This window comes from Myroides odoratimimus (assembly GCF_001485415.1).
Classification (GTDB): domain Bacteria; phylum Bacteroidota; class Bacteroidia; order Flavobacteriales; family Flavobacteriaceae; genus Flavobacterium; species Flavobacterium odoratimimum.
The window spans coordinates 118,666-140,849 of sequence record NZ_BCMQ01000002.1 but is presented as its reverse complement, the minus strand read 5'-3'; the positions used below and the strand labels follow the sequence as shown (position 1 = coordinate 140,849).

Here is a 22,184-nt window from a genome sequence, read left to right as displayed (position 1 = left end):
AAAACTCTAAATAACAAACAAAATAGATACTCCTAACACAAAACTAAACGCAAAACACATTGACTTAATCATCACTTCATAGATTTAGTACCCCATAATAAGCTGTATCATTACAATACATTGTTATAGAACAAACCTTATTTTGTGAAGGTAAATATTCTCTAAACAGAAATAAAATAGTTGTACAATTATGAATCTGATTATTTTAAACACTTGATAATTAATTTATCTTTGCCTTATGCAATTTTCAGATATTATAGGGCAATCCTTTTTAAAGAATCATTTGATACAGTCAGCTGCATCAGGTCGTGTACCTCATGCACAGTTATTTATTGGTGGAGAAGGTACAGGTACTTTACCTATGGCTATCGCCTACGCACAGTATTTACTATGCAAAAATACGGGTAATGAAAACACAGGAGGAAATGATGCCTGTAATATCAAATTCAACAATCTTGCTCACCCAGACTTACACTTTGTGTATCCTGTAGCTACGACAGAAGCTGTAAAAAGGAATGCTACTAGTGATCTATTCGCAGAACAATGGCGTAGTTTTTTAAAAACAAATAAATACGGAAACCTTTTCGATTGGTACACCCACATTGATATTCAGAATAAACAAGGACAAATAGGAGTAGATGAAGCGAGTGAAGTACTGAAGAAACTTGCCTTAAAATCCTTTGAAGGTGGTTATAAGATTATGATCATTTGGATGGCAGATAAGCTAAATACTGAGGCTTCTAATAAACTACTAAAGCTATTAGAAGAACCACCTGCTAAAACAGTGTTTATCCTAATCGCAGAGAACGAGAAGAATATTCTACAGACTATCCTCTCGAGATGTCAAGTACTAAAGTTTCCTCCGCTTAACGCTATCGAAATACAAGAAGCTTTAATACAACGTGAGCAATGTGATCCACAGGAAGCCATCATGATCGCTAATCAATCGCAAGGAAGTTATAATAAAGCACTGAGCTTACTGCATAATAAAGCGAATGCCTTACCTTATGAGAAATGGTTTGTACAATGGGTACGAGCAGCCTTTAGAGCCAAGGGAAATGCTGCAGTAATTCAAGAATTAATAGAATGGAGTGAGGAACTAGCTGCTTTAGGGCGTGAACAGCAAAAACAGTTTATAGAGTTCTGTATAGAACTATTCAGACAGGCTCTGCTGTTAAACTATCAAACTCCAGAACTAGTGTATTATAAAACGACAGTAGATAAGTTTAAACTAGAAAACTTTGCTCCCTTTGTCAACGGAGAAAATATAAATGAAATATACCAAGAGCTAGGTGATGCTATCTACCATATAGAACGAAATGGTAATGCTAAAATGATCTTCACAGATCTATCTATAAAGCTAACACGGTTAATACATAAGAAGTAATAAAAACGGTCGCATTCGATGAATACGACCGTTTTTTTATTGTTTCTATTTAGAAGAGTATAGCTTTAGCTTGCACTTTCTTGCAGATTCCTAGGACTTTCCTTGGAGAATCCTAGGCAAAACAGGTGTTTTGTCGAAGGAATGTGCTAGAATACTGCAAGCACTCCCCTAGCAAAGCAAAAGCAAATAAGCCCCACACTTGATTCATTCTCTAATGACAGTATGTTTACTTCAGTATATACCTTACTCCTCTTTCTGAGCCATTGCACGTTGATACAACTTTAATTCTTCCCATGAGAAGTCCTCTTCTGCATTCACTTTAATCTCAGATAATGTCATTCCCTTACTCTTTTCAAATAAAGCGGTTAACTCCTCTATACGTTCTTTTGGCAATACTTCCTCTAAGGTAATATGCCCATCCATAATCAACTTACCGATATGAGAATAAATCGTAGTCGTAGTCAGTTTTCTAGTTAATGCAATATCTTCTATACTCATCTTCTCTTTCCACATCTCTAGGGTAATGACAAACGTAGACTTCTTTTTCTCTTTCGACTTCGTCTTCGGACTAGAAGAATACACTTCTATATCTTCCTCCTCTTCTACTCCTAGTTTAGTACTTCTTATCAGATTAGCGATATTGACTAAATGGTTAATCTTATACTCGCTGATCTCTAGTGAGCGCAGATTCTCCTTACATATCTTCTTATCCTCTTCTATTAACTTCAACATAATAGAAGCCTTCTTCATCTGAATAACCGTCTTCAATAACGACTCTTCTAACGGTACTAATTCTTCATAGAACGCCTTTGATTTCTTCGCAGTTTTTACCTGTGCTATAGTGAACAATAACTCAAAAACCATATGATCTAAACGAGGGAAAAAGTAATCATACGCTTTAAGTACACGTTCTTTAGTAAACTCAAATCTGAAAGGTTCTTCTTCAAACAACGCTCTTAACTGATTGACAAATTTCTCTGAGTGAACAACCATTTCATCTAAGTGATTTGTCATACGCTGAGCCCAGCCCATAAATGCACTTTTCTTACTTCTCTCCGCCTCGGCATTATAACTATAAAGGTGCGTATGCCATTGTGTACTAAGGTTAAACCAAGAATAGGTCTGTATCAGATAGTTTCGAAGAAAGTTCTTTGTCTCTATCTTTAATTGCAGATTTAATTCTTCTGCACCAGCCTTATTCTCTGCATAGCTCATTACATCCTCATCATTGACTAAGCCGTTCATCTGTATAGGTGATAATAAAACTAATCCTTCTAACGAACGAAGTCTAGATAAGGCAACATAAGCCTGCCCAGGTAAAAACACCTTAGATACGTCTAAAACAGCTTTATCAAAGGTAAGCCCTTGACTCTTATGCACTGTAATAGCCCATGCTAGCTTAAGCGGATAATGACTAAAGGTACCTAAGACCTCTTCTACGATTTCCTTAGTATTAGGGTCAACCGTATATTTTATATTCTGCCACTCGTATCGTTCTACTTCAATGACTTCTTTATTTTCAAACTCTATGAATATCTCATGCTTAGTCAAGGTCTTCACCATTCCCATTTTACCGTTGTAGAATCGCTTCTCAGGAGAGATATCATTCTTAATAAAAATAACCTGAGCACCTTCTTTAAGCGTCATTTTAGCCTCGATAGGATATATCTTTTCAGGAAAATCTCCCACGACTTCAGGCATAAAACTAAACTCCTTCGTAAACAATCCTCTAAGTGCGTCTTCATTAATCTTGTCCGCCTTAGCATTATGTGTACTTAGAGTGATATAACCAGGATTATCTTTTATATTAAAGTTAGGGTTGGTATACTGATTTAAGAGTGCCAGATCCTCTCTAGATACACGATTATTGCGAAGATTATTTAGCAAGTTAATAAACACTTGATCCGACTGTCTATACACTTTCTCTAACTCGATATACAAGGGAGGATACTGTCTAACAACTTCTGAATGGAAGAAATATACCCCGTCATAATAGCGCTTCAACACATCCCATTCTTGGTTCTTGACTACGGGTGGCAACTGTAATAAATCTCCTATAAAAAGAACCTGTACTCCACCAAAAGGTTGTTGACTTTTACGCACAGTCTGTAACATAAAGTTCATCGCATCTAGTACATCTGCACGCAACATACTGACCTCGTCTATAATCAACAAATCCATGTTTAAGAACAACGCTCTACGAGCATTACTCATCAGCATATGACGCCTTAGCGATACGCGATTTTCAAACTTGATTGTATCAGTAAAAATAGGAGGATTCTTAGTATCAGGAACAAAAGCAGCAAAAGGCAAATGAAAAAAAGAATGTATAGTCACTCCACCTGCGTTCAAAGCCGCTATCCCAGTAGGAGCTACTATTACTGCATTCTTATGTGTAGTATTAATAATTTCTTTTAACAAGGTAGTTTTACCAGTACCAGCCTTTCCTGTCAAAAAAAGAGATCTATTCGTCTCATTGATAAACTTTAAAACGTATTCTGCTTCTTCTGAAAAATTAGTCATTCCTTTTTTTTTACAAAATACGATAATAAAACTGTACTAAACGAAAAAAGCCCCTGTTAAAACAAGGGCTTTCTCTAAAGTAATTCAAAGATATTACTTTTTATCTTCTTTGCTTTCTGCAGGTTTTGTTTCCTCTAATTTAGCAGGAGTAGCACTACCTTTATATTTAGCATTTAATTCTTTGATCATGATTTCAGTAACATCATTACCGTCTTTACTATAGATAACAGTAGATGCATCCTCAGTATTGAATACATAGTCTAAGTTATTCTTTTTAGCATACTCAGCGATATGTTCTTTTACTTTTTTCACTACAGCTTCCATTTCCTCACCGCTCTCTTTTTGTAAAGCTTGCATTAAAGTTTGTTGTTTAAACTGTAATTCTTGCTCTTTTCTTTGAAGGTTAGCAGCAGTTTGCTCAGCCCATGCTTGTCCTTTTTGACGAGCATTAGCTTGGAAGTTTTGAACCTCTTGTTGGAACTTAGCAACTTCAGCTTCTAAGCTTTTTCCTTTTTCTTCAGATTGGATCTTATATTTTGATTCCATATCCTTCATCTCTTCATACTCCTTCATCAACTTAGCAGAATCTACATAAGCAGTTTTGAATTCAGTAGCAGGAGTTGCATTATTATTACATGAAAATAATAATCCAGCTATACCTAGCATTAAAATAGTTTTTTTCATTTTCGCTTTTTTAAACCTGTTGTAAATGTAATAAACTTTTTACAGTTAAATAAAAATAATTAAGATATAATAAAAATCTATCAAATACATTCAACTATATAGATAAACCTAATACATAACACCTTTTTTAAACCACTAAAATAACTATTATCTCAAAAAAGGAATACAAAGACATCACTACTAAGTAGAAACTCGCTTAAATCGCTTTAAAATAAGAAATAGTACTTCTAAAGAGCTAAAAAAACATCTTATCCTACTAAAAAGTAGCTTAGTTCTTTTTTAAGTAATAAATCAGTGAAGAGTACTCTAAATTTGCTCTTGCTTCAATATTTGATTTTAATCCAACACGAAAAGCTTTAAACCAATTCTTCTTTCCTGTTTTATATTGTTCAGATAAAAGTGAAACATAAAAACTATCGAACAACATTGGATATGTTTCTACTAATTCAAATTGGTAAAGATTAAAAAGTAATGGAATTGACTTTTGAGAAAAATGCCAAAGGTGACGAGGTACATCATAAGCTGCCCAATATTCACCATAATACTTAGCGTCGTAAGAATTATAATTAGGTACAGCGACAATCAGTGTTCCTTCTTTTTTTAATATACGTTGAAGCATCATTATCTGTTTATCTAAATCAGGTATATGTTCTAACACATGCCACATCGTAATAACATCTACAGAATGATCTTCTATATCATCTAGAGAATCTACTAAGGTGATTCCTTTATTTAAGCTTAATTGTCGAGCTCCATTATTTGGTTCAAAGCCCAAAACAGACCAACCTCTACTTTTCCCTTCTAATAGAAACTCCCCTGTTCCACATCCTATGTCTAAAAGTACACCTTGATCACTTTTAATATCTTCAAGTATTTTGTACTTATTCTGTATAGCTTTTGATTTGATCGTTTGATATACTTTATCGAAGAAAGTCTTTTTACTATCTGTATGAGAAATGTATTCAGGGCTTTCATAATAACTATCTAATTTATCCAAATCAGGAACTGGTTCAGTTTTTAATAACTGAAACTTCTCATCTAAATAAAGTTCAAATTTCTCTTTAGAAACAGAATGATCTTCTACTTCTATATATTTAATAGTTGCATTAATTTCCATCAATGAAGTTTTAAAAGCCACACAAATATAAACAACATATATCGGGTATGATTCTAAAACCACAAAAAAATAATGACTTAGTTAAGGGGAATTTTAAAATAAAAAGAGAGAAAACCTAAGTCTAAAAATGTTACTTAAAGTTATTATTTAACGTCGAATAACAACCCTTAAAAATTCACTTAAAAAACAAAAAGTACTAAACTAAAATAGATAACCTAAACAATTACTCTAACTAAAAATATAAAGTAGATAACTAGAAAGCTTCGTTCCTTCCTTTCATTAAACTTCATTTTTCTTCTTTAAAATAGCCAATCATAATACCCCCATAAAGTACTAACTCATTACATAATATTATCCCCTATTCTCTAAATAAAAAATGATAGAAGACAACCCAGATAACTATACATAAATATAAACTCTTACGAATATTCTACTTTCTTTTATCTACTCAAATTAGTACTGTGTAGTAAAATTATATAATCACTATGAAAGTAAATAAGCATATAGATAAGAGTACTTTCTAATATAGTATTAAGGTATAAACTCATCCTCTCCTTTAAAAGAAAGTAAAAACTAAAGCATCAAATACTATCTACTCAATACCTCTTATAAAGTAAAAATTCAAGAGTATTAGACTATCCTTTACAATACAAAACACAATAACTATAGAGAGGATACCATATCCTTAACCGCTAATAATAACGCCAAAATAAGTACTCTGAACTTTACATATGATACACTATACGTCTACCTACTCTATGCTCTAATATATGTACCTACTACACTACTTCTATATTATTCTATACAGTTCCATCCATAAAAAAAGGCTGGTATGTTCCACGTGGAACATACCAGCCTTCTATATTTTTTCAAGCCTGCTAAACCTGCTTATCTACCCATATGGATTAACAAGATAGAGATATCTGTAGGCGTTACACCACTGATACGAGAAGCTTGAGATATCGTAATAGGCTTAATATTTTTAAGCTTCTCACGTGACTCAAACGATAGAGATACTATCTTATCATAATCGAAATTAGCAGGGATTCTTACATCCTCTAACCTATTAAGTTTATCAGCATTGTTCTTTTCTTTCTCTATATACCCTGAGTATTTCACTTGGATTTCAGCTTGCTCTATGATCTCCTGATCTAGATCATGCTCGTCTATATAAGTTTTTACCTTTTCGAATTTAAGGATATCTTCTAACTCGATTTGTGGACGAGAGAATACCTTAAACATCTTATCAGGTTGACTCATTAGAGACGATCCTTTCTCTTCTAAAATAGGATTAGCCTCCTCTGTTTTCACACTTGTTTCTTTAAAGAATTGAACGAAGTTTTCTGCTTCAGTCTGCTTATGTTCCATTCTTCTCATACGTTCTTCAGACGCTAAGCCTAGTTCATAAGACTTCGGTGTTAATCTAAAATCAGCATTATCTTGACGTAATAAAGTACGGTATTCCGCACGAGATGTAAACATTCTATAAGGCTCTTCTGTCCCCTTCGTGATCAAATCATCTATCAATACACCTATATATGCTTCATCTCTTCTAAGGATTAATTCTCCTTCTTCTCTTACTTTTAAAGCAGCATTCATACCAGCCATTAGCCCTTGTGCAGCTGCCTCTTCATAACCTGTAGTACCATTGATTTGCCCAGCGAAATATAGTCCTTCTACAAGCTTAGTTTCAAGCGTATGCTTTAACTGCGTAGGTGGAAAATAATCGTACTCGATAGCATACCCAGGTCTAAATATCTTAGCATTCTCAAACCCAGCTACCGAACGAAGAGCTTTAAACTGTACGTCTTCTGGTAGTGAAGTAGAGAATCCATTTACATAGATCTCACAAGTATTCCACCCCTCAGGTTCTACGAATATTTGGTGTCTATCTTTATCAGCAAAACGGTTAATCTTATCTTCTATAGATGGACAATAACGTGGTCCTATACTCTTAATTCTACCTGTAAACATCGGAGAACGATCAAATCCTTCTCTTAATAAATCGTGTACTTCAGGAGAAGTATACGTCATAAAACAGTCTCTTTGTTGAACTAATGGTTGTGTCACATCTAGGTAAGAAAACTTAGAAGGGTTAATATCTCCACCTTGTACTTCCATCTTACTATAGTCTAATGATCGACCATCTACCCTAGGAGGTGTACCTGTTTTCATTCTGCCAGAAGTAAAACCAGCTTTCACTAGGTCTTCTGTTATTCCATAAGCAGCCCCCTCTCCAGCTCTACCACCACCGAACTGTTTTTCTCCGATGTGGATAAGCCCATTTAAGAAGGTACCATTAGTTAAGATAACAGTCTTAGCCTTTATTTCTAACCCAAGATTAGTTACTACACCTTCAATCTTATGATTCTTAATAATCAAAGATTTCACCATATCTTGATAAAAATCAAGGTTAGGTGTTCCCTCTAACATAAGCCTCCAAGTCTCAGAGAAACGCATACGGTCAGACTGCACTCGAGGAGACCACATAGCAGGTCCTTTAGACTTATTAAGCATCTTAAACTGGATCGCAGTCTTATCAGATACAATACCAGAGTAACCTCCTAATGCATCTATCTCTCTTACGATTTGCCCTTTTGCGATACCTCCCATTGCAGGATTACAAGACATCTGAGCGATGTTCTGCAAACTCATTGTAATCAATAAAGTTTTAGAACCCATATTTGCAGCAGCAGCAGCAGCTTCTGAACCAGCGTGCCCACCACCTACTACTATTACATCATATTTATCAGCGAATATACTCATTGTTCCACGTGAAACATTTAAATTAAAATACTTGAAAAAACACTATTGTTCCACGTGGAACATAGTCATTTTCTCTTCTTCTTTACTACGCATTAAGCGTTCATCCTCAGGAGATTTATCCTTATAACCACAATAATGTAAGACACCATGAGACATAACTCTTAGTAACTCAACGTCAAAATCAACATTAAAGTCCTTAGCATTATCACGTACTCTCTCTATAGATAAAAAGATGTCACCTGAGACAATCTTTCCTTCACAATAATCAAAACTGATAATATCTGTCAAAGTATCATGATCTAAATACTTAACATTAATCTCATGTAAGTAAGCATCGTCACAAAATATATAACTGATATCCCCAGGGATCAATCCTTCTGAAGTCACTATCTCTTCAATCCAATCTTCGTATTTAGTCTCATCAACTAATTGAAAATCAGTTTCATAGTTAAAAAATATCATTCTTTTTCTCTATTAAAAAATAATTGTTGCAAAGGTACACGGAAAAATAAAAAATAGACTTAAAAAGCCCTTAAAATATCAATTTTACAAACTAAAAACACAGATAGTTAATCCTTTAGGCTTTAATGCCTAAAAATAGACTTAAAAAGCCTTCTCCATTCTAAAACAACCCGCTTAGCTTTTGATATTTAATACTAACACTTCAATAAAATAATATATCGAAATTATACAGCGTTGTTTTCTTGTAAAAAAAGATCTGTATAAAATATACAGACTTATCAAGTTCCAAAGTTACGCAAATAGAAAACGAAACACCTACTTAGATCTATAACAATTAGAAAAAATATCTAGTGATACAAAAACAACACACTACCACTACTCTATTTTTTTTCACTTGAAACAAAAAACAAAATATGACAATCTCAACGCTTCACTTTTTTTATCCAAGGTCAAAATAAAAAAGAAGAACAATGAGGAAACTAAAATAATAAAAAAGCTCAAAATCTCTCCTTTCCATATTTTCGATAAAACGTACCAATCGTCAGAAAAAAAAATATACGCGATTCTCAGCGCGTTGAAAAAATGTACCAAAAACAACGAAATTTAATTCTCTTAAAAAATATACTCCCCACAAACTCATATTTTGAAGAAAAATAATCTCAAGCTCAAATATCAAAATCTAGAAGCATTTTTATTAACTAGCAAAAACAAAAAAATACTACTTGACAAATTTTTCTCAACCAATGAGAAAAAATGAGTAAAGTCTAAAATCAATCCAATGAAAAAAGAAAAATATAAAAACCTTCAAAAATGTTCCACGAGGAACAATTAGCATTTCATCAATAAAGACTCAAGGAGAAAAAAACACAAAATCAAAAAAGACTAAGATTTTCTCTTTTAAAGAAAAATATAAATATCACCTGGATCAATAAATCGGATTACATCACCAGAGATTTTAAACAATATGAAAACAACCTACCTCTTAAATTTCTCAGTCAAAAAATATGATCCTGCTAATAAAAAATAGAGAAATAAAATTCTAAAATAATCCCTCTAATCGAACCTAAAAATCACAGCAAAAAAATAGGCAAGAAACAGTCTTAAAAACGATACAAAAAACACTAAAAAATCAGAGCCAAATTTTACTAAAAACAACCTCTCATAATTTAGATATTTTACCTCACTTCCACTGTCAGAAAATATACGCAAAATACAAGGCGATGTTTCGGAATGTTCCTCGTGGAACATTTCTACTTTTCAAAAAAACCAACCGTCTATATTTTTCATATAGCGACCTACTACCCTATCAAAAATTTATAAGCAAACCTCAGAGGCTTCGAAAATTTTAACCGTCATCCTTCTAAAGTCTCCTTTAAAAAACAACGCCTTATAATTTCAATATTTCACACTCAACAATACATAACACCAAATATGAAAAACAAAAACACTTATCAACGTTATTAACAACTATAATATATAGAAATAGATTTTTTAAAATTTTAAAATAAACTAATAGTATAGTATTGTCTGTTAATATGTACAATAACTTTTCTCTATAAATTCTATAAAATCAATTATTAATACTTATCAACAGGTTGTTAATTCCCAAATCATTTAAAACAAATAGTTTAGATTGGTTATTAACAAGAGACTTTTTCGTTATCAACAGTTATTTTTAGATAAATGAGGGTGTGTAAAACTGTTCACAACCTATACTTTTGATCTTAATATCCACACAATATGTTTTAGAAAATAAATTTGCAAATATGTGTGCATGAGCTGTATTGTAATTTTTTTGAAATAAACAAAAAATACTTTTTTCAAACTTTTTACAGTTATCAACACAAATTGTTAGTTCTTACTTTGTTTAATATCAGTGTTATACTGTTTCTTATTAACAATGGGGTGTATGAAGATAAATCGCTGTATTATAATACATTAGGAAATATAGTAAACTTAGTTACTATCTGAGTTTTAGCACCTTTTATACCCCTAATTGAGGATGTAAACAGAGTTTCGATTGTATTTTTGAGTTCAAAATTAAGTGTCCCGAGGTTATTATTTGGGTTAGTTGGTTAGTGGAATTTGGGGTAAGATTGGAGAGATTACGTACTCATTTTTGAGGTATGGACAGGAGTTTTTTTAGCCATGACGGGGGGTAGAATGAAGTGTCTTTTTAAGATTTTTGTATTGTTTTTACCTCTTATTTCTTTATCGAATAGATAATTTTTTTATTGAAATATGCTCTCTATTTTGAGTTTTAAGCAAGCTTTTATAGCTGTATTTTTTGCTCTTTTTTTAGAGATTTCGGTACTGTATTTTGATCTAGTTTTTGATGTGTTTTTTGAGAGTAAAAAACGCATTTTTTTGACCTTAAAATAAGGTATTATTTTGCCTATTTAGGATTAAGAATATTCTTGATTTTTTAAATTCTAGTAGATGAAAATGTAGTGTATTTAGTTAGTAGATTGTTCGGGTAGAGATTTAGTACGATTCGGTAAAACACCTCCTATCCCAAGTAAATACTGGGTACTACCGAACACTATCCGAACAAAATAAAAAAGATAATGTGTATATTATTATGTTTTAGTTAGTTATAACTATTTATATACTTCATTTAGAGTCATTTTGACCAATTAGCGCTATTCACTCCATTAGAGGGCATTTTGATCAAATATGATTATAATAATGATTCTAGTGTACCTATATATAGGCACAAAAAAATAGCCACTCTGTACAGAGCGGCTATTTTTTATCTATTATTTTAAACGTTTTTGCTTTCCTTTTCCATTTTGATAAGGTGTGCCATATTGCGTATTACACTGTTGTGTTTCTTAACGAAAGGGTTTTGATCATCCCATACATACCCTGCTAGTACAGAGCATATCTTCCTTTTTACATCTGGATTTTCGGGTTGGTGGAAGAATAGTTCTTGTAGATTACCCGTATACCATTCTTGAATATAGGTTGTGAATACATCTATACCTTTATTCATGTGGTCGCTATATTCAGCTTGCCAATCTACTTTTTCTCCTTTGATTTGTCTTATAGCTAGTTTGGCTGCTAACATACCAGATTCTGTTGCAAAACACACTCCTGAAGAGAATACAGGATCTAAGAATTCTGTACTATTACCAGTCAATACATAGCCATCATCAAACATTTTTTGTACACTGATAGAATAGTTGGCTAATTTAATTGGATCGAATTCGAATGGTAAATCACCAAAGCGTTTTATATAGAAATCAGATAATGTGATTGCTTTTTCTAGTGCTTCTTTAGTCGAATTGTTATTCGATAATGATTCTATGAAGTCTGTAGGGCCTACGATACCTACACTAGTATTACCATTTGAGAATGGAATTACCCATAGCCACACTTTTGTTTCTAGAATGTCAAAAGAGATTTGTGTACCCTCTACTCCTTCCGGTCTCCTCACATCTCTGATATGGCTAAATATTGCAGAATGTGGGCTCAGTTTCGAAGCCGCATCTAACTTGAGTAAACGTGGTAATACACGACCATAACCACTAGCATCAATTAAGAATTTGGCATGTATTTGTTTTTCTTGTTTGTTTTTGTCAATCACTGTAGTGATAGAGTCTGTGCCTTTAAATTCTATATGGGTTACTTCAGATTCGAATTCAAGATCAACCCCTTTTTTAATCATTTCGTTAGCAATAGCCAAGTCAAAATCAGCACGAGGGATTTGCCAAGTCCAGTCCCATCCTTCTGAAAACTTATCGCTAAAGTCAAAAATACAAATCTCCTTACCACGTATAAAACGAGCACCAGGTTTTTTTTGGAACCCCATACTGTCTAGAGAAGGGAATAGATCTGCTTCTGCGAAGTGATCCATCACTCTGGGGATAAGGCTCTCTCCTACAACTATTCGAGGAAACTTAGTTTTCTCTACTACTTTCACACTAATACCCATCTTGTGAAGGTAACTTGCAGCTACACTACCAGATGGTCCAGCACCGATAACTAGAACATCTACATTTTCAATTAACATTTTATATTGTTATTTTGTTAATAGTATTAAATTTGCCTTAAAATTATGACTATCAAAGTTATTGACAATATTCAATTCTTGAAAGCATTTAATTAAAAAATATTAATAGACTTATAATGAATATCTTAAAAGACTTCTTAACCTTAGAAAATTTTATAACTATACTAAATGATAAAAATGAAATAGTTTTATCTAAAGAGTTAGTAACACGTGTAGAGAATAGTTTCTCGTTTTTACTTGATTATTCAAAGAATAAAGTAATCTATGGCGTGAATACTGGTTTTGGCCCTATGGCTCAATATAGAATACAAGAGGAGGAATGTATTCAGCTACAGTATAATTTAATAAGAAGTCATGCTTCAGGTATCGGAACACCATTATCAGTAGCACAAGTTAGAGCGGCTATATTAGCTCGTTTGAATACATTGTCATTAGGATATTCAGGAGTTAACCTGACTGTTATTACCTTGATGAAGGAGTTATTAGATCGTCATATTACACCATTGATTTTCGCTCATGGTAGCGTAGGTGCTAGTGGAGATTTGGTACAGTTGGCGCATTTAGCATTAGTATTAATTGGAGAAGGGGAAGTATTCTATAAAGGAGAGAGAAGAGATACAAAAGAAGTCTTTGAACTAGAAGGACTACAACCAATAGAGATACGCATTAGAGAAGGGATATCACTTATGAATGGTACTTCTGTTATGACTGGTATAGGTATTCTGAATTGGCAAAATGCAAATAGATTATTAGATTGGTCTATTAAGATGTCTTGTGCTATTAATGAGCTTGTAAGTGCGTATGATGACCACTATTCTGTAGAACTTAACCAAGCTAAAAAGCACAAAGGTCAACAGTATATCGCAAAGGCAATGCGAGATACATTAGTGAGTAGTAAAATGGCGCGAAAAAGAGCCGAACATTTATATACTGGAGAGAATCAAGAAAGTATCTTCAAGGATAAAGTACAAGAGTACTACTCTATCCGATGTGTACCACAGATCTTAGGTCCTGTGTATGATACCATACAAGAGGTAAAAAAAGTATTAGAGAACGAGATAAACTCTGCTAATGATAATCCTATCGTAGATATGGAGACTAAACAAGTATATCACGGAGGAAACTTCCACGGAGATTATGTCTCGTTAGAGATGGATAAACTAAAGTTAGTGATGACGAGATTGACAATGTTATCAGAGAGACAACTTAACTATCTTTTGAATGCTAAGATTAATGAGCTGTTACCACCATTCGTAAACCTGGGTAAACTTGGGTTTAACTTCGGGATGCAGGGAGTACAGTTTACTGCTACTTCTACTACAGCAGAGTGTCAGACATTATCTACCTCTATGTATGTACACAGTATTCCTAATAATAATGATAATCAGGATATCGTAAGTATGGGGACTAATGCAGCTGTATTATGTGATAAGGTGATAGAAAATAGCTTCGAAGTATTATCTATTCAAATGATTACTTTGGCTCAAGCAATAGATGCATTGAATTGTAAAGATAACTTATCTTTACCAACACAAGAGTGGTATAAAGAAGTACGTAACATCATCCCAACATTTGCTGAGGATGTAGTAATGTATCCATATCTACAAAAAGTGAAAGATTATTTAAAACAATAATATCTGTCTATGAATAGGTTTATTTTGACATGCTGTATATCACTACTTACTATATGTAGTTTTAGTCAAGGATTAGCCTTGTTTAAGGAGAAGGGGAAGATAGGTTTTCTTAATGAAAAGGGAGTACATGTTATCCCACCAAGGTTTAAAGAAGCTAGAAGCTTTAATGAAGGACTTGCTGCTGTTTTTGAAAAAAATAAATGGGGGTTTATTAATGAAAAAGGGGAATGGGTTATATCGCCTTCTTATGATAAGGTAAAAGACTTTAATTATGGAATAGCGATGGTGTTGAATGACAAAGATTGGTTTTATATCGATAAGAAGAATCAACCATTTAAAACGTTAGGAAAGACTTATAACTTTAAAGGTGGAGTAGCGTTTTATAAACCAGGAGAAAAAGTAGGGTTAATTAATCAGGAAGGAGTAGTCATAGTACCGCCTACTTATGAGAAAATAATGTATTTAAATGATGAATATTTTAAAGCATTATCTCAAGGTAAATGGGGTATAATCGATGCAAAAGGTAATATTATAGTATCGTGTATGTATGATGCTGTTGGTGAATATCACAATGGGATAACTTGGGTAAAAGAAAATGAGATATTTTATTTGTGGAACAATGAACAGAAGATAGAATTACCTGAAGTAACTAAGATTATTTCGATAGAGAATATGGATTATATCATTGCTAAAAAAGAAAAGTTAGTAGGTATGATAAATAGTCTCGGACATGAGGTTATCCCATTTATGTATGAAAACATGGGGGAATTATCTGAAGGATTAATCTCTGCTAGAGTAAATGGTGAATGGGGCTATGTTAATACTAAAAATGAGGTAGTAATACCATTTAAGTATGATTATGTATTAGCTTTTGGAACAGAAGGATTAGCTGCTGCTCGCTACAATAAAAAGTGGGGCTTTATAGATAAAGAGGGTAAAGAGTTAATCCCTTTTAAATATGAGATAAATGCTAGAAACTATGTTTATCGAAAGAGAGGTAGTGGATTTATTAATGGACTAGCTCGTGTAAAATATAAGGGTAAATGGGGCTATATCAATACCCAAGGAGAGTTGTTAGGCAATAAATGGTATGACAACTTAGAATTATTTAGTAAATAAAAGTTATTAAAAGTATGAAAACTGCTATAGTTACAGGTGGATCAAGAGGAATAGGTAGAGCAATATGTTTGCGTCTAGCAGCAGATAAAAAGTATCATATATTAATTAATTATCAGTCTAATGAAGAAAAGGCATTAGAGACCTTAGCTGAAGTAAATAAATTAGGATCAACAGGAGAGATTATTAAGTTTGATGTTAGTAATCATGAGAATGTAGTTAGTGTATTAACACAATGGGTAGAGGCTAATCCTGCAGCTGTAATAGAAGTTATTGTTAATAATGCGGGGATTACTAGTGATGGTCTATTTATGTGGATGCCTTTAGAAGATTGGAATAAAGTACTGCAAACAAGTTTAAATGGATTCTATAATGTAACGCAATTCTTTATGCAAAAGATGTTGCGCAATAGATATGGCCGTGTAATTAATATTGTATCTGTATCAGGTGTAAAAGGTACAGCAGGACAGACAAACTACTCTGCTGCTAAGGCTGGTGTGATAGGAGCTACTAAAGCATTAGCACAAGAGGTAGCAAAGAGAAATATAACTGTGAATGCTGTGGCACCTGGGTTTATAGAGTCTGATATGACTGCTGAATTAGATCAAAAGGAATTAGTGAAGATGATTCCTGCTAATCGCTTCGGAAAAGCAGAGGAAGTAGCTGATTTAGTAGGTTTTTTAGCTTCTGATAAGGCAGGTTATATCACAGGAGAAGTGATTAATATTAATGGAGGTATATATTCTTAGTATATGGATAATAGAGTAGTAATTACAGGTATGGGAATTTACTCTTGTCTAGGATTAAACTTAGATGAAGTAAAGCAATCATTGTATACAGGTAAGTCAGGTATTATTTATGATCAGGAGCGTCATAATAAGGGATTTAGATCTGCCTATACAGGTATGGTGCCTCGTCCAGATCTTAAGAATGAATTGAGTAGGAGACAGCGTATTTCTATTGGAGAAGAGACAGAGTATGCTTATGTAGCTACAGTGGAAGCACTGAAGAATGCAGGTATTACAGATGCGTATTTAGAGCAGAATGAGGTAGGTATTCTTTATGGAAATGACAGTGTATCTAGGGCTGTTATAGAAGCAACAGATATTTTTAGAGAGAAGAAAGATACTGCCTTAATAGGTTCTGGCGCTATATTCAAATCTATGAATTCTACAGTGACAATGAATCTATCAACTATCTTTAAACTAAAAGGTATTAACATGACTATTAGTGCAGCATGTGCTAGTGGATCACATGCTATTGGTTTAGGATACTTAATGATCAAAGGAGGGCTACAAGACATCGTTATATGTGGAGGTGCACAGGAGATTAACCCTTATGCTATGGCTAGTTTTGATGGATTAGGAGTGTTTGCAGAAGAAGGAGTAGCACCAGATAAGGCTTCTAGACCATTTGATAGTAGTCGTAATGGTTTGGTACCTAGTGGTGGTGGTGCGACAGTAATTTTAGAAAGTTATGAATCAGCTATGAAGCGAGGAGCTACTATTCTAGGAGAGGTTATGGGATATAGCTTTTCTTCTAATGGAGGTCATATTTCTACACCTAACGTAGAAGGACCAGCTACAGCTATGCATAGAGCTATAGTACAATCAGGAGTTGCTATAGATGAAATAGGATATGTGAATGCACATGCTACTTCTACTCCACTAGGAGATGCTAATGAGGCTAAAGCAATCCATGAAGTATTTAAAGGATATTCTCCTGCTGTGAGTTCTACAAAGTCTCTTACAGGACATGAATGTTGGATGGCAGGTGCTTCAGAAATTGTGTATTCTACGTTAATGATGAATAACGATTTTATTGCTCCTAACCTGAATTTTAAAAATCCAGATGAAGACTCGAGTAGATTAAATATAATTAACCAAACTTTAGATAAAAAATTTGATATATATTTGTCTAATTCTTTTGGATTTGGTGGAACAAATTCAGCATTAGTAGTTAAAAAAATATAAAGTAAGAAATGAATCACGAAGAGATTTTAGAAAAGATTAATCAAATTTTAATAGAAGAATTTGAAGTAGATGAGGATGTTATTGCAAATGATAATAACTTGAAAGAAAGTCTTGATTTAGATAGTTTAGATTACGTAGACTTAGTTGTGTTAATAGAGTCAAATTTTGGGGTAAAGTTAGTAGAAGCTGATTTTGCAAATATTGTAACATTTCAAGATTTTTATACACTTATAGAAACAAAAGTTGCAGCTAAGTAATTAAAATGACACAATGGCAAGGTAAATCTAAAGGGACACTTTTAGGATATAGAATATTTGTTTTTTGTATAAAGAAGCTCGGTATTAGAACAGCTTATAGTGTTCTAGTATTTGTAGCTTTTTATTATTTAATAACAGCATGGAAGTCAAATAAGTCATTATACTATTATTTACATCATAGGCATAGATATTCAATAGTGAAATCTGTAATGATGATGTATATGAGTTATTTTAGATTTGGACAGGTACTTATTGATAAAACAGCTATCTCTTTAGGTTTACGCAACCGTTTTACTTACGAATTTGATGGCATAGAAATATTAAAGCAATTATTAGAAGAAAAAAAAGGGGCAATTCTGATTAGTGCTCATGTGGGGAATTTTGAGGTTGCAGAATATTTCTTTGCAGATATAGATTTTGAATGTCAAATAAATTTGGTAACAACGGATAGAGAGCACTCATTTATCAAAGAGTATTTTGAGAGTATATCTATTAAGACAAACCTTAATTTTATTATTGTCAAAGATGATATGTCTCACATTTTTGAGATTAATAATTGTTTGTCTAATAACGAGATTATTTGTTTTACTGGAGATAGATATTTTCCAGGGACAAAGGTCTTGACAGAGGAATTCTTAGGTGAACAAGCTGTATTTCCAGCTGGTCCATTTAGTATAGCTTCTCGTATGAAGGTACCTGTTGCGTATGTATATGTGATGAAGGAAGCTAATTTACACTACCATTTGTACACTAGACGTGCAGAGGTAAAACATAGAGATGCGCAGCATCTATTAAAATCATATTGTGACAGTGTTACTCAGATTGTAAAGAAGTATCCATTACAGTGGTTTAATTACTATGATTTTTGGGATACAGATAGTAAGAAATAATGAAAAAAAAAGTACTTGTTTTATATTATTCTCAGTCAGGACAGCTTAAGCGTGTCTTAGACAGACTTACTGAGCCTATTCAGTTAGATGATAATGTAGAAATTACGTATTGTAAAATACAGTTAGAACAAGACTTTTTATTTCCTTGGAACAAAGAAGATTTCTTTAATGTTTTTCCAGAATCTTTTAGACAGATAGCACAACCTGTAATTGCTCCTGTTGATGAAATATTAAACACTAAGTATGATTTAATCATATTAGGGTATCAAGTGTGGTATCTCTCCCCATCTATTCCGATTAATTCATTTTTAAAGAGTGAATATGCACAGCATATTTTTGCTAATACTCCTGTAGTGACAGTGAGTGGTAGCCGTAATATGTGGGTTATGGCACAAGAAAAGATGAAAAAACTATTGAAGGATGTCAATGGACAGTTGGTTGGTAATATAGCACTTGTAGATAGACATATTAATTTGGTAAGTGTTATTACGATTGTCGATTGGATGTTTAGTGGTAAGCAACGCAGAGTCTGGGGCTTTTTGCCTAAACCAGGTATATCAAATGAAGAGATAATGAATAGCAACCGTTTTGGAACGGTTATAAAAAATTATCTTTTTAAAGAAAATTATCAAGGTATGCAGACAGAGCTAGTAAATATAGGGGCTGTAGAAGTTAGGCATTTTTTAGTATCTATGGATAAGAAAGCCAATAGAATATTTAAGGTATGGTCAGCGTTAATCTATAAGAGTAAAAATAGAAAGACATTATTAAAGATATTTAATTATTATTTATTTATCGCGATATGGTTGATTTCACCTATCGTGCATATGATTCACCTCTTGTTATATCCATTGAAATATTGGAAGATAAAAAAGGACGAAAAGTATTTTCAAGGAATAGATTAGTTACTATTATGAATAAAGTATATATAACAAAAAGTGCAAAGTTTTTGCCTAATGAAGCTGTTGATAATGATCAGATGGAAGCCAAATTAGGTAAGATAGACAATAAAGAATCAAAAGCGAGACGTATTGTATTGCGTAACAATGGAATTGAACAACGTTATTATGCTATTGATAGTAATGGCTATGTAACACATAACAATAGTGATTTGACATTTGAATCAATAAAAGGATTATGTGATAATCAATTTACCTTAAGGGATATTGAGGTATTGTCATGTGGTACTTCTACACCTGATCATTTGTTGCCTTCTCATGCAGCTATGGTACATGGTCTAATGAAAACAAAATCAGTAGAACTAAACTCTGCTTCTGGGGTGTGTTGTTCTGGGATGAGTGCATTGAAATTTGGTTATATGTCAGTGAAGTCTGGTAATTCTAAGAATGCTGTTTGTACAGGATCTGAACGTGTGTCTTCATGGATGAAAGCAGACCGCTTTGAAGCTGAGATAGACAATCTAAAGGAACTGGAACAGACTCCTATTATCGCATTTAAAAAAGACTTTTTGCGCTGGATGTTATCTGATGGAGCGGCAGCTTTATTATTAGAGGATAAGCCTAGAGATACTACTTCTCTAGAAGTATTGTGGATGGATGCTTACTCATACGCTTATGAATTAGAAGCGTGTATGTATGCTGGAGGAGATAAACAAGAAGATGGTTCTATCAAACCTTGGAGTGATTATTCTTCTAGTGAATGGTTGACTGAATCTGTATTCTCTTTAAAACAAGATGTGAAGATACTAAATGACAATATATTGGAAAGAGGTGTGGATAGTATGAAACGTGCAATGGAAAAATATGATGTCAAAACAGGCGAAATAGACTATTTTTTGCCACATGTGTCATCACATTATTTTGTAGATAATTTATATACTAAATTTGTTGAAGCAGGTATAGAAATAACAAAAGACAAATGGTTTATGAACCTTAAGCGTGTTGGTAACGTTGGGTCAGCTTCGATTTATCTAATGTTAGAAGAACTGATGAATTCAGGTAAATTAAAATCAGGTGATCGCATTATGTTGTCCGTTCCAGAGAGTGGAAGATTCTCTTATGCATATGCTTATCTAAAAGTGGTATAGATGGATAAATTAGTAGATATAATAGATCGCAACTTAGTCAAACAGTTGATACCTCAACGTGAACCAATAGTTATGGTAGATGCTTTGTATGAATATACTGAGACTAGTATAACTGCTGGACTAACAATAGATGAACATAATCTGTGTGTAAATAGCGATGTGCTGAGAGAGGTAGGAATAATTGAACATATGGCTCAGTCTGTAGCACTGCATACAGGGTATCAGTTTCATTTGCGTAATGAGCCTGCACCAGTTGGCTATATTGGGTCTATCAAGAAGATAGATATACATAACTTACCTAAAGTAGGTGATACAATATATACAAAGGTTGATATTCTACAAGAATTTATGGGAGTGACCTTAGTAGAATTAGTTACGTATTGTGAAGGAGTAGTAATTGCTTCAGGTTCGATGAAGACTGTATTAGCTAAAGAAGAATAGATGGGACGTTCTACTCGATCTGTAAGTATTCAAAATTATCTACCTCATCGCGAACCGATGCTTATGGTAGATATCATTAGTGAAATAGGGAGTAAAACGGTAAGTACTACTTTTTTAATAAAGGAAGATAACTTATTCGTCACTAAAGGAGAACTCCAAGAGGTAGCACTAATAGAGAATGCAGCTCAGACTTGCGCTGCTATAGTTGGTCAGTCATTTTTCTTTGATGAGAATGATAATGAAAGAGAGAACGTCAGTGTACTAGGCTTTATTAGTTCGATAAAAAAAGTGAAGATAGATAAACTACCTAAGGTCGGAGAAATGATTATTACTAAGGGATCTTTGGTTTCTAAAATAGATGGAGGAGATACTGTCATCTGTGTGATGCAGGTTAGTACTTTATTAGGAGAGGATGAGATTATGAGTGCTGAACTCAATCTATTTCTACAAAAACAATAGCTTATGAAAGAGTCTGATGTACCACAAGACAAGAGTAGTCTAAAAGAAAATGATATTAAGGAGCTGTGCTATGCTGTGAATGATGATGGAGAATATGTGACAGCATTAAGCTCAGGTTGGGAAACTAAAACAATAGTACAAGAAGCTACCCTGTCTCAAATAGAAGAAAGAGTGAATGAAGCGAGACATCAAGTGATAGATGGTGTTTACAGTCCTATTGTGTACTACATGGAAGTGAATAGAATGGATATGCAAACATTATGTGCTTATGTATCAATGTGGAAGTGGAGAGTCAAAAGACATTTTAAACCAACTGTGTTTAATAAATTAAGCAATACGATATTACAGAGATATGCAGATGCTTTTGGTATCACAGTAGCTGAATTAAAAGCATTTAAGGGAAAGGAATAAGT

At 33.3% G+C, this 22,184-nt stretch carries 18 protein-coding genes; 12 read left to right on the top strand and 6 right to left on the bottom strand.

Going from position 1 to position 22,184, the window contains the following annotated elements:
• Positions 1 to 238 precede the first annotated feature (238 nt).
• Positions 239 to 1,387 (top strand): DNA polymerase III subunit, encoded by a 1,149-nt coding sequence (locus tag MODO_RS02815; protein ID WP_006257901.1) that lies wholly within the window; start codon positions 239 to 241, stop codon positions 1,385 to 1,387.
• 243 nt (positions 1,388 to 1,630) lie between these two features.
• Here MODO_RS02815 and MODO_RS02810 read toward each other — a convergent pair whose 3' ends face one another.
• From MODO_RS02810 to MODO_RS02785, 6 genes are all read right to left on the bottom strand, one after another.
• Entirely contained in the window at positions 1,631 to 3,910 is a 2,280-nt protein-coding gene (locus MODO_RS02810) for a helix-turn-helix domain-containing protein (protein ID WP_006257902.1), read from the bottom strand.
• A gap of 93 nt (positions 3,911 to 4,003) precedes the next feature.
• Positions 4,004 to 4,594, bottom strand: a complete 591-nt coding sequence (locus MODO_RS02805; protein ID WP_006257903.1) for an OmpH/Skp family outer membrane protein — start codon at positions 4,592 to 4,594, stop codon at positions 4,004 to 4,006.
• 268 nt (positions 4,595 to 4,862) lie between these two features.
• Positions 4,863 to 5,711: a class I SAM-dependent methyltransferase gene (locus MODO_RS02800; RefSeq protein ID WP_006257904.1), complete on the bottom strand. Its 849-nt coding sequence runs from the start codon at positions 5,709 to 5,711 to the stop codon at positions 4,863 to 4,865.
• A gap of 888 nt (positions 5,712 to 6,599) precedes the next feature.
• Complete coding sequence (gene mnmG / locus MODO_RS02795; protein WP_006257905.1) at positions 6,600 to 8,477, bottom strand: tRNA uridine-5-carboxymethylaminomethyl(34) synthesis enzyme MnmG; 1,878 nt, start codon at positions 8,475 to 8,477, stop codon at positions 6,600 to 6,602.
• A 42-nt stretch (positions 8,478 to 8,519) separates the two neighbouring features.
• Positions 8,520 to 8,939, bottom strand: coding sequence for an rRNA maturation RNase YbeY (ybeY, locus tag MODO_RS02790; RefSeq protein WP_006257906.1), 420 nt, complete (start codon positions 8,937 to 8,939; stop codon positions 8,520 to 8,522).
• 2,764 nt (positions 8,940 to 11,703) lie between these two features.
• Positions 11,704 to 12,954 carry an NAD(P)/FAD-dependent oxidoreductase gene (locus tag MODO_RS02785; protein WP_006257908.1) on the bottom strand — a complete coding sequence of 417 codons (1,251 nt, stop codon included), beginning with the start codon at positions 12,952 to 12,954 and terminating at the stop codon, positions 11,704 to 11,706.
• 116 nt (positions 12,955 to 13,070) lie between these two features.
• On the opposite strand from MODO_RS02785, the gene flxA reads away from it, so the two are divergent.
• The 11 genes from flxA to DarG are packed head-to-tail and all read left to right on the top strand — an operon-like array spanning position 13,071 to position 22,182.
• On the top strand, positions 13,071 to 14,588 hold the full coding sequence (gene flxA, locus MODO_RS02780; protein ID WP_006257909.1) for a flexirubin biosynthesis tyrosine ammonia-lyase FlxA: 1,518 nt from the start codon (positions 13,071 to 13,073) through the stop codon (positions 14,586 to 14,588).
• Between the two features lie 9 nt (positions 14,589 to 14,597).
• Positions 14,598 to 15,707, top strand: coding sequence for a WG repeat-containing protein (locus tag MODO_RS02775; RefSeq protein ID WP_006257910.1), 1,110 nt, complete (start codon positions 14,598 to 14,600; stop codon positions 15,705 to 15,707).
• Positions 15,708 to 15,721: 14 nt separating this feature from the next.
• Positions 15,722 to 16,453 carry a flexirubin biosynthesis SDR family reductase FlxB gene (gene flxB / locus MODO_RS02770; RefSeq protein ID WP_006257911.1) on the top strand — a complete coding sequence of 244 codons (732 nt, stop codon included), beginning with the start codon at positions 15,722 to 15,724 and terminating at the stop codon, positions 16,451 to 16,453.
• Between the two features lie 3 nt (positions 16,454 to 16,456).
• Positions 16,457 to 17,677: a beta-ketoacyl-[acyl-carrier-protein] synthase family protein gene (locus MODO_RS02765; RefSeq protein WP_006257912.1), complete on the top strand. Its 1,221-nt coding sequence runs from the start codon at positions 16,457 to 16,459 to the stop codon at positions 17,675 to 17,677.
• A gap of 8 nt (positions 17,678 to 17,685) precedes the next feature.
• On the top strand, positions 17,686 to 17,934 hold the full coding sequence (locus tag MODO_RS02760) for a phosphopantetheine-binding protein (protein WP_006257913.1): 249 nt from the start codon (positions 17,686 to 17,688) through the stop codon (positions 17,932 to 17,934).
• A gap of 5 nt (positions 17,935 to 17,939) precedes the next feature.
• On the top strand, positions 17,940 to 18,824 hold the full coding sequence (locus MODO_RS02755) for a lysophospholipid acyltransferase family protein (protein ID WP_006257914.1): 885 nt from the start codon (positions 17,940 to 17,942) through the stop codon (positions 18,822 to 18,824).
• On the top strand, positions 18,824 to 19,729 hold the full coding sequence (locus MODO_RS02750) for a flavodoxin (protein ID WP_006257915.1): 906 nt from the start codon (positions 18,824 to 18,826) through the stop codon (positions 19,727 to 19,729). Before MODO_RS02755 ends, MODO_RS02750 begins: the two co-directional genes overlap by 1 nt.
• An 8-nt stretch (positions 19,730 to 19,737) precedes the next feature.
• Positions 19,738 to 20,871, top strand: a complete 1,134-nt coding sequence (darB, locus tag MODO_RS02745; RefSeq protein WP_006257916.1) for a dialkylresorcinol biosynthesis protein DarB — start codon at positions 19,738 to 19,740, stop codon at positions 20,869 to 20,871.
• Positions 20,872 to 21,312 (top strand): hotdog family protein, encoded by a 441-nt coding sequence (locus MODO_RS02740; RefSeq protein WP_006257917.1) that lies wholly within the window; start codon positions 20,872 to 20,874, stop codon positions 21,310 to 21,312.
• Positions 21,313 to 21,771 carry a hotdog family protein gene (locus tag MODO_RS02735; RefSeq protein ID WP_006257918.1) on the top strand — a complete coding sequence of 153 codons (459 nt, stop codon included), beginning with the start codon at positions 21,313 to 21,315 and terminating at the stop codon, positions 21,769 to 21,771. It begins immediately after the preceding gene.
• A gap of 3 nt (positions 21,772 to 21,774) precedes the next feature.
• Positions 21,775 to 22,182 carry a flexirubin biosynthesis protein DarG gene (DarG, locus tag MODO_RS02730; protein WP_006257919.1) on the top strand — a complete coding sequence of 136 codons (408 nt, stop codon included), beginning with the start codon at positions 21,775 to 21,777 and terminating at the stop codon, positions 22,180 to 22,182.
• Positions 22,183 to 22,184: the final 2 nt, after the last annotated feature.

What these genes read in the sequence shown, in the direction of transcription:
- MODO_RS02760 (WP_006257913.1), top strand. Translation starts at nt 17,686, where the DNA reads ATGAATCACGAAGAGATTTTAGAAAAGATTAATCAAATTTTAATAGAA.
- darB (WP_006257916.1), top strand. Translation starts at nt 19,738, where the DNA reads ATGAATAAAGTATATATAACAAAAAGTGCAAAGTTTTTGCCTAATGAA.
- MODO_RS02755 (WP_006257914.1), top strand. Translation starts at nt 17,940, where the DNA reads ATGACACAATGGCAAGGTAAATCTAAAGGGACACTTTTAGGATATAGA.
- MODO_RS02765 (WP_006257912.1), top strand. Translation starts at nt 16,457, where the DNA reads ATGGATAATAGAGTAGTAATTACAGGTATGGGAATTTACTCTTGTCTA.
- DarG (WP_006257919.1), top strand. Translation starts at nt 21,775, where the DNA reads ATGAAAGAGTCTGATGTACCACAAGACAAGAGTAGTCTAAAAGAAAAT.
- ybeY (WP_006257906.1), bottom strand. Translation starts at nt 8,939, where the DNA reads ATGATATTTTTTAACTATGAAACTGATTTTCAATTAGTTGATGAGACT.
- MODO_RS02800 (WP_006257904.1), bottom strand. Translation starts at nt 5,711, where the DNA reads ATGGAAATTAATGCAACTATTAAATATATAGAAGTAGAAGATCATTCT.
- mnmG (WP_006257905.1), bottom strand. Translation starts at nt 8,477, where the DNA reads ATGAGTATATTCGCTGATAAATATGATGTAATAGTAGTAGGTGGTGGG.
- flxA (WP_006257909.1), top strand. Translation starts at nt 13,071, where the DNA reads ATGAATATCTTAAAAGACTTCTTAACCTTAGAAAATTTTATAACTATA.
- MODO_RS02775 (WP_006257910.1), top strand. Translation starts at nt 14,598, where the DNA reads ATGAATAGGTTTATTTTGACATGCTGTATATCACTACTTACTATATGT.
- MODO_RS02810 (WP_006257902.1), bottom strand. Translation starts at nt 3,910, where the DNA reads ATGACTAATTTTTCAGAAGAAGCAGAATACGTTTTAAAGTTTATCAAT.
- MODO_RS02815 (WP_006257901.1), top strand. Translation starts at nt 239, where the DNA reads ATGCAATTTTCAGATATTATAGGGCAATCCTTTTTAAAGAATCATTTG.
- MODO_RS02735 (WP_006257918.1), top strand. Translation starts at nt 21,313, where the DNA reads ATGGGACGTTCTACTCGATCTGTAAGTATTCAAAATTATCTACCTCAT.
- MODO_RS02740 (WP_006257917.1), top strand. Translation starts at nt 20,872, where the DNA reads ATGGATAAATTAGTAGATATAATAGATCGCAACTTAGTCAAACAGTTG.
- MODO_RS02805 (WP_006257903.1), bottom strand. Translation starts at nt 4,594, where the DNA reads ATGAAAAAAACTATTTTAATGCTAGGTATAGCTGGATTATTATTTTCA.
- flxB (WP_006257911.1), top strand. Translation starts at nt 15,722, where the DNA reads ATGAAAACTGCTATAGTTACAGGTGGATCAAGAGGAATAGGTAGAGCA.
- MODO_RS02750 (WP_006257915.1), top strand. Translation starts at nt 18,824, where the DNA reads ATGAAAAAAAAAGTACTTGTTTTATATTATTCTCAGTCAGGACAGCTT.
- MODO_RS02785 (WP_006257908.1), bottom strand. Translation starts at nt 12,954, where the DNA reads ATGTTAATTGAAAATGTAGATGTTCTAGTTATCGGTGCTGGACCATCT.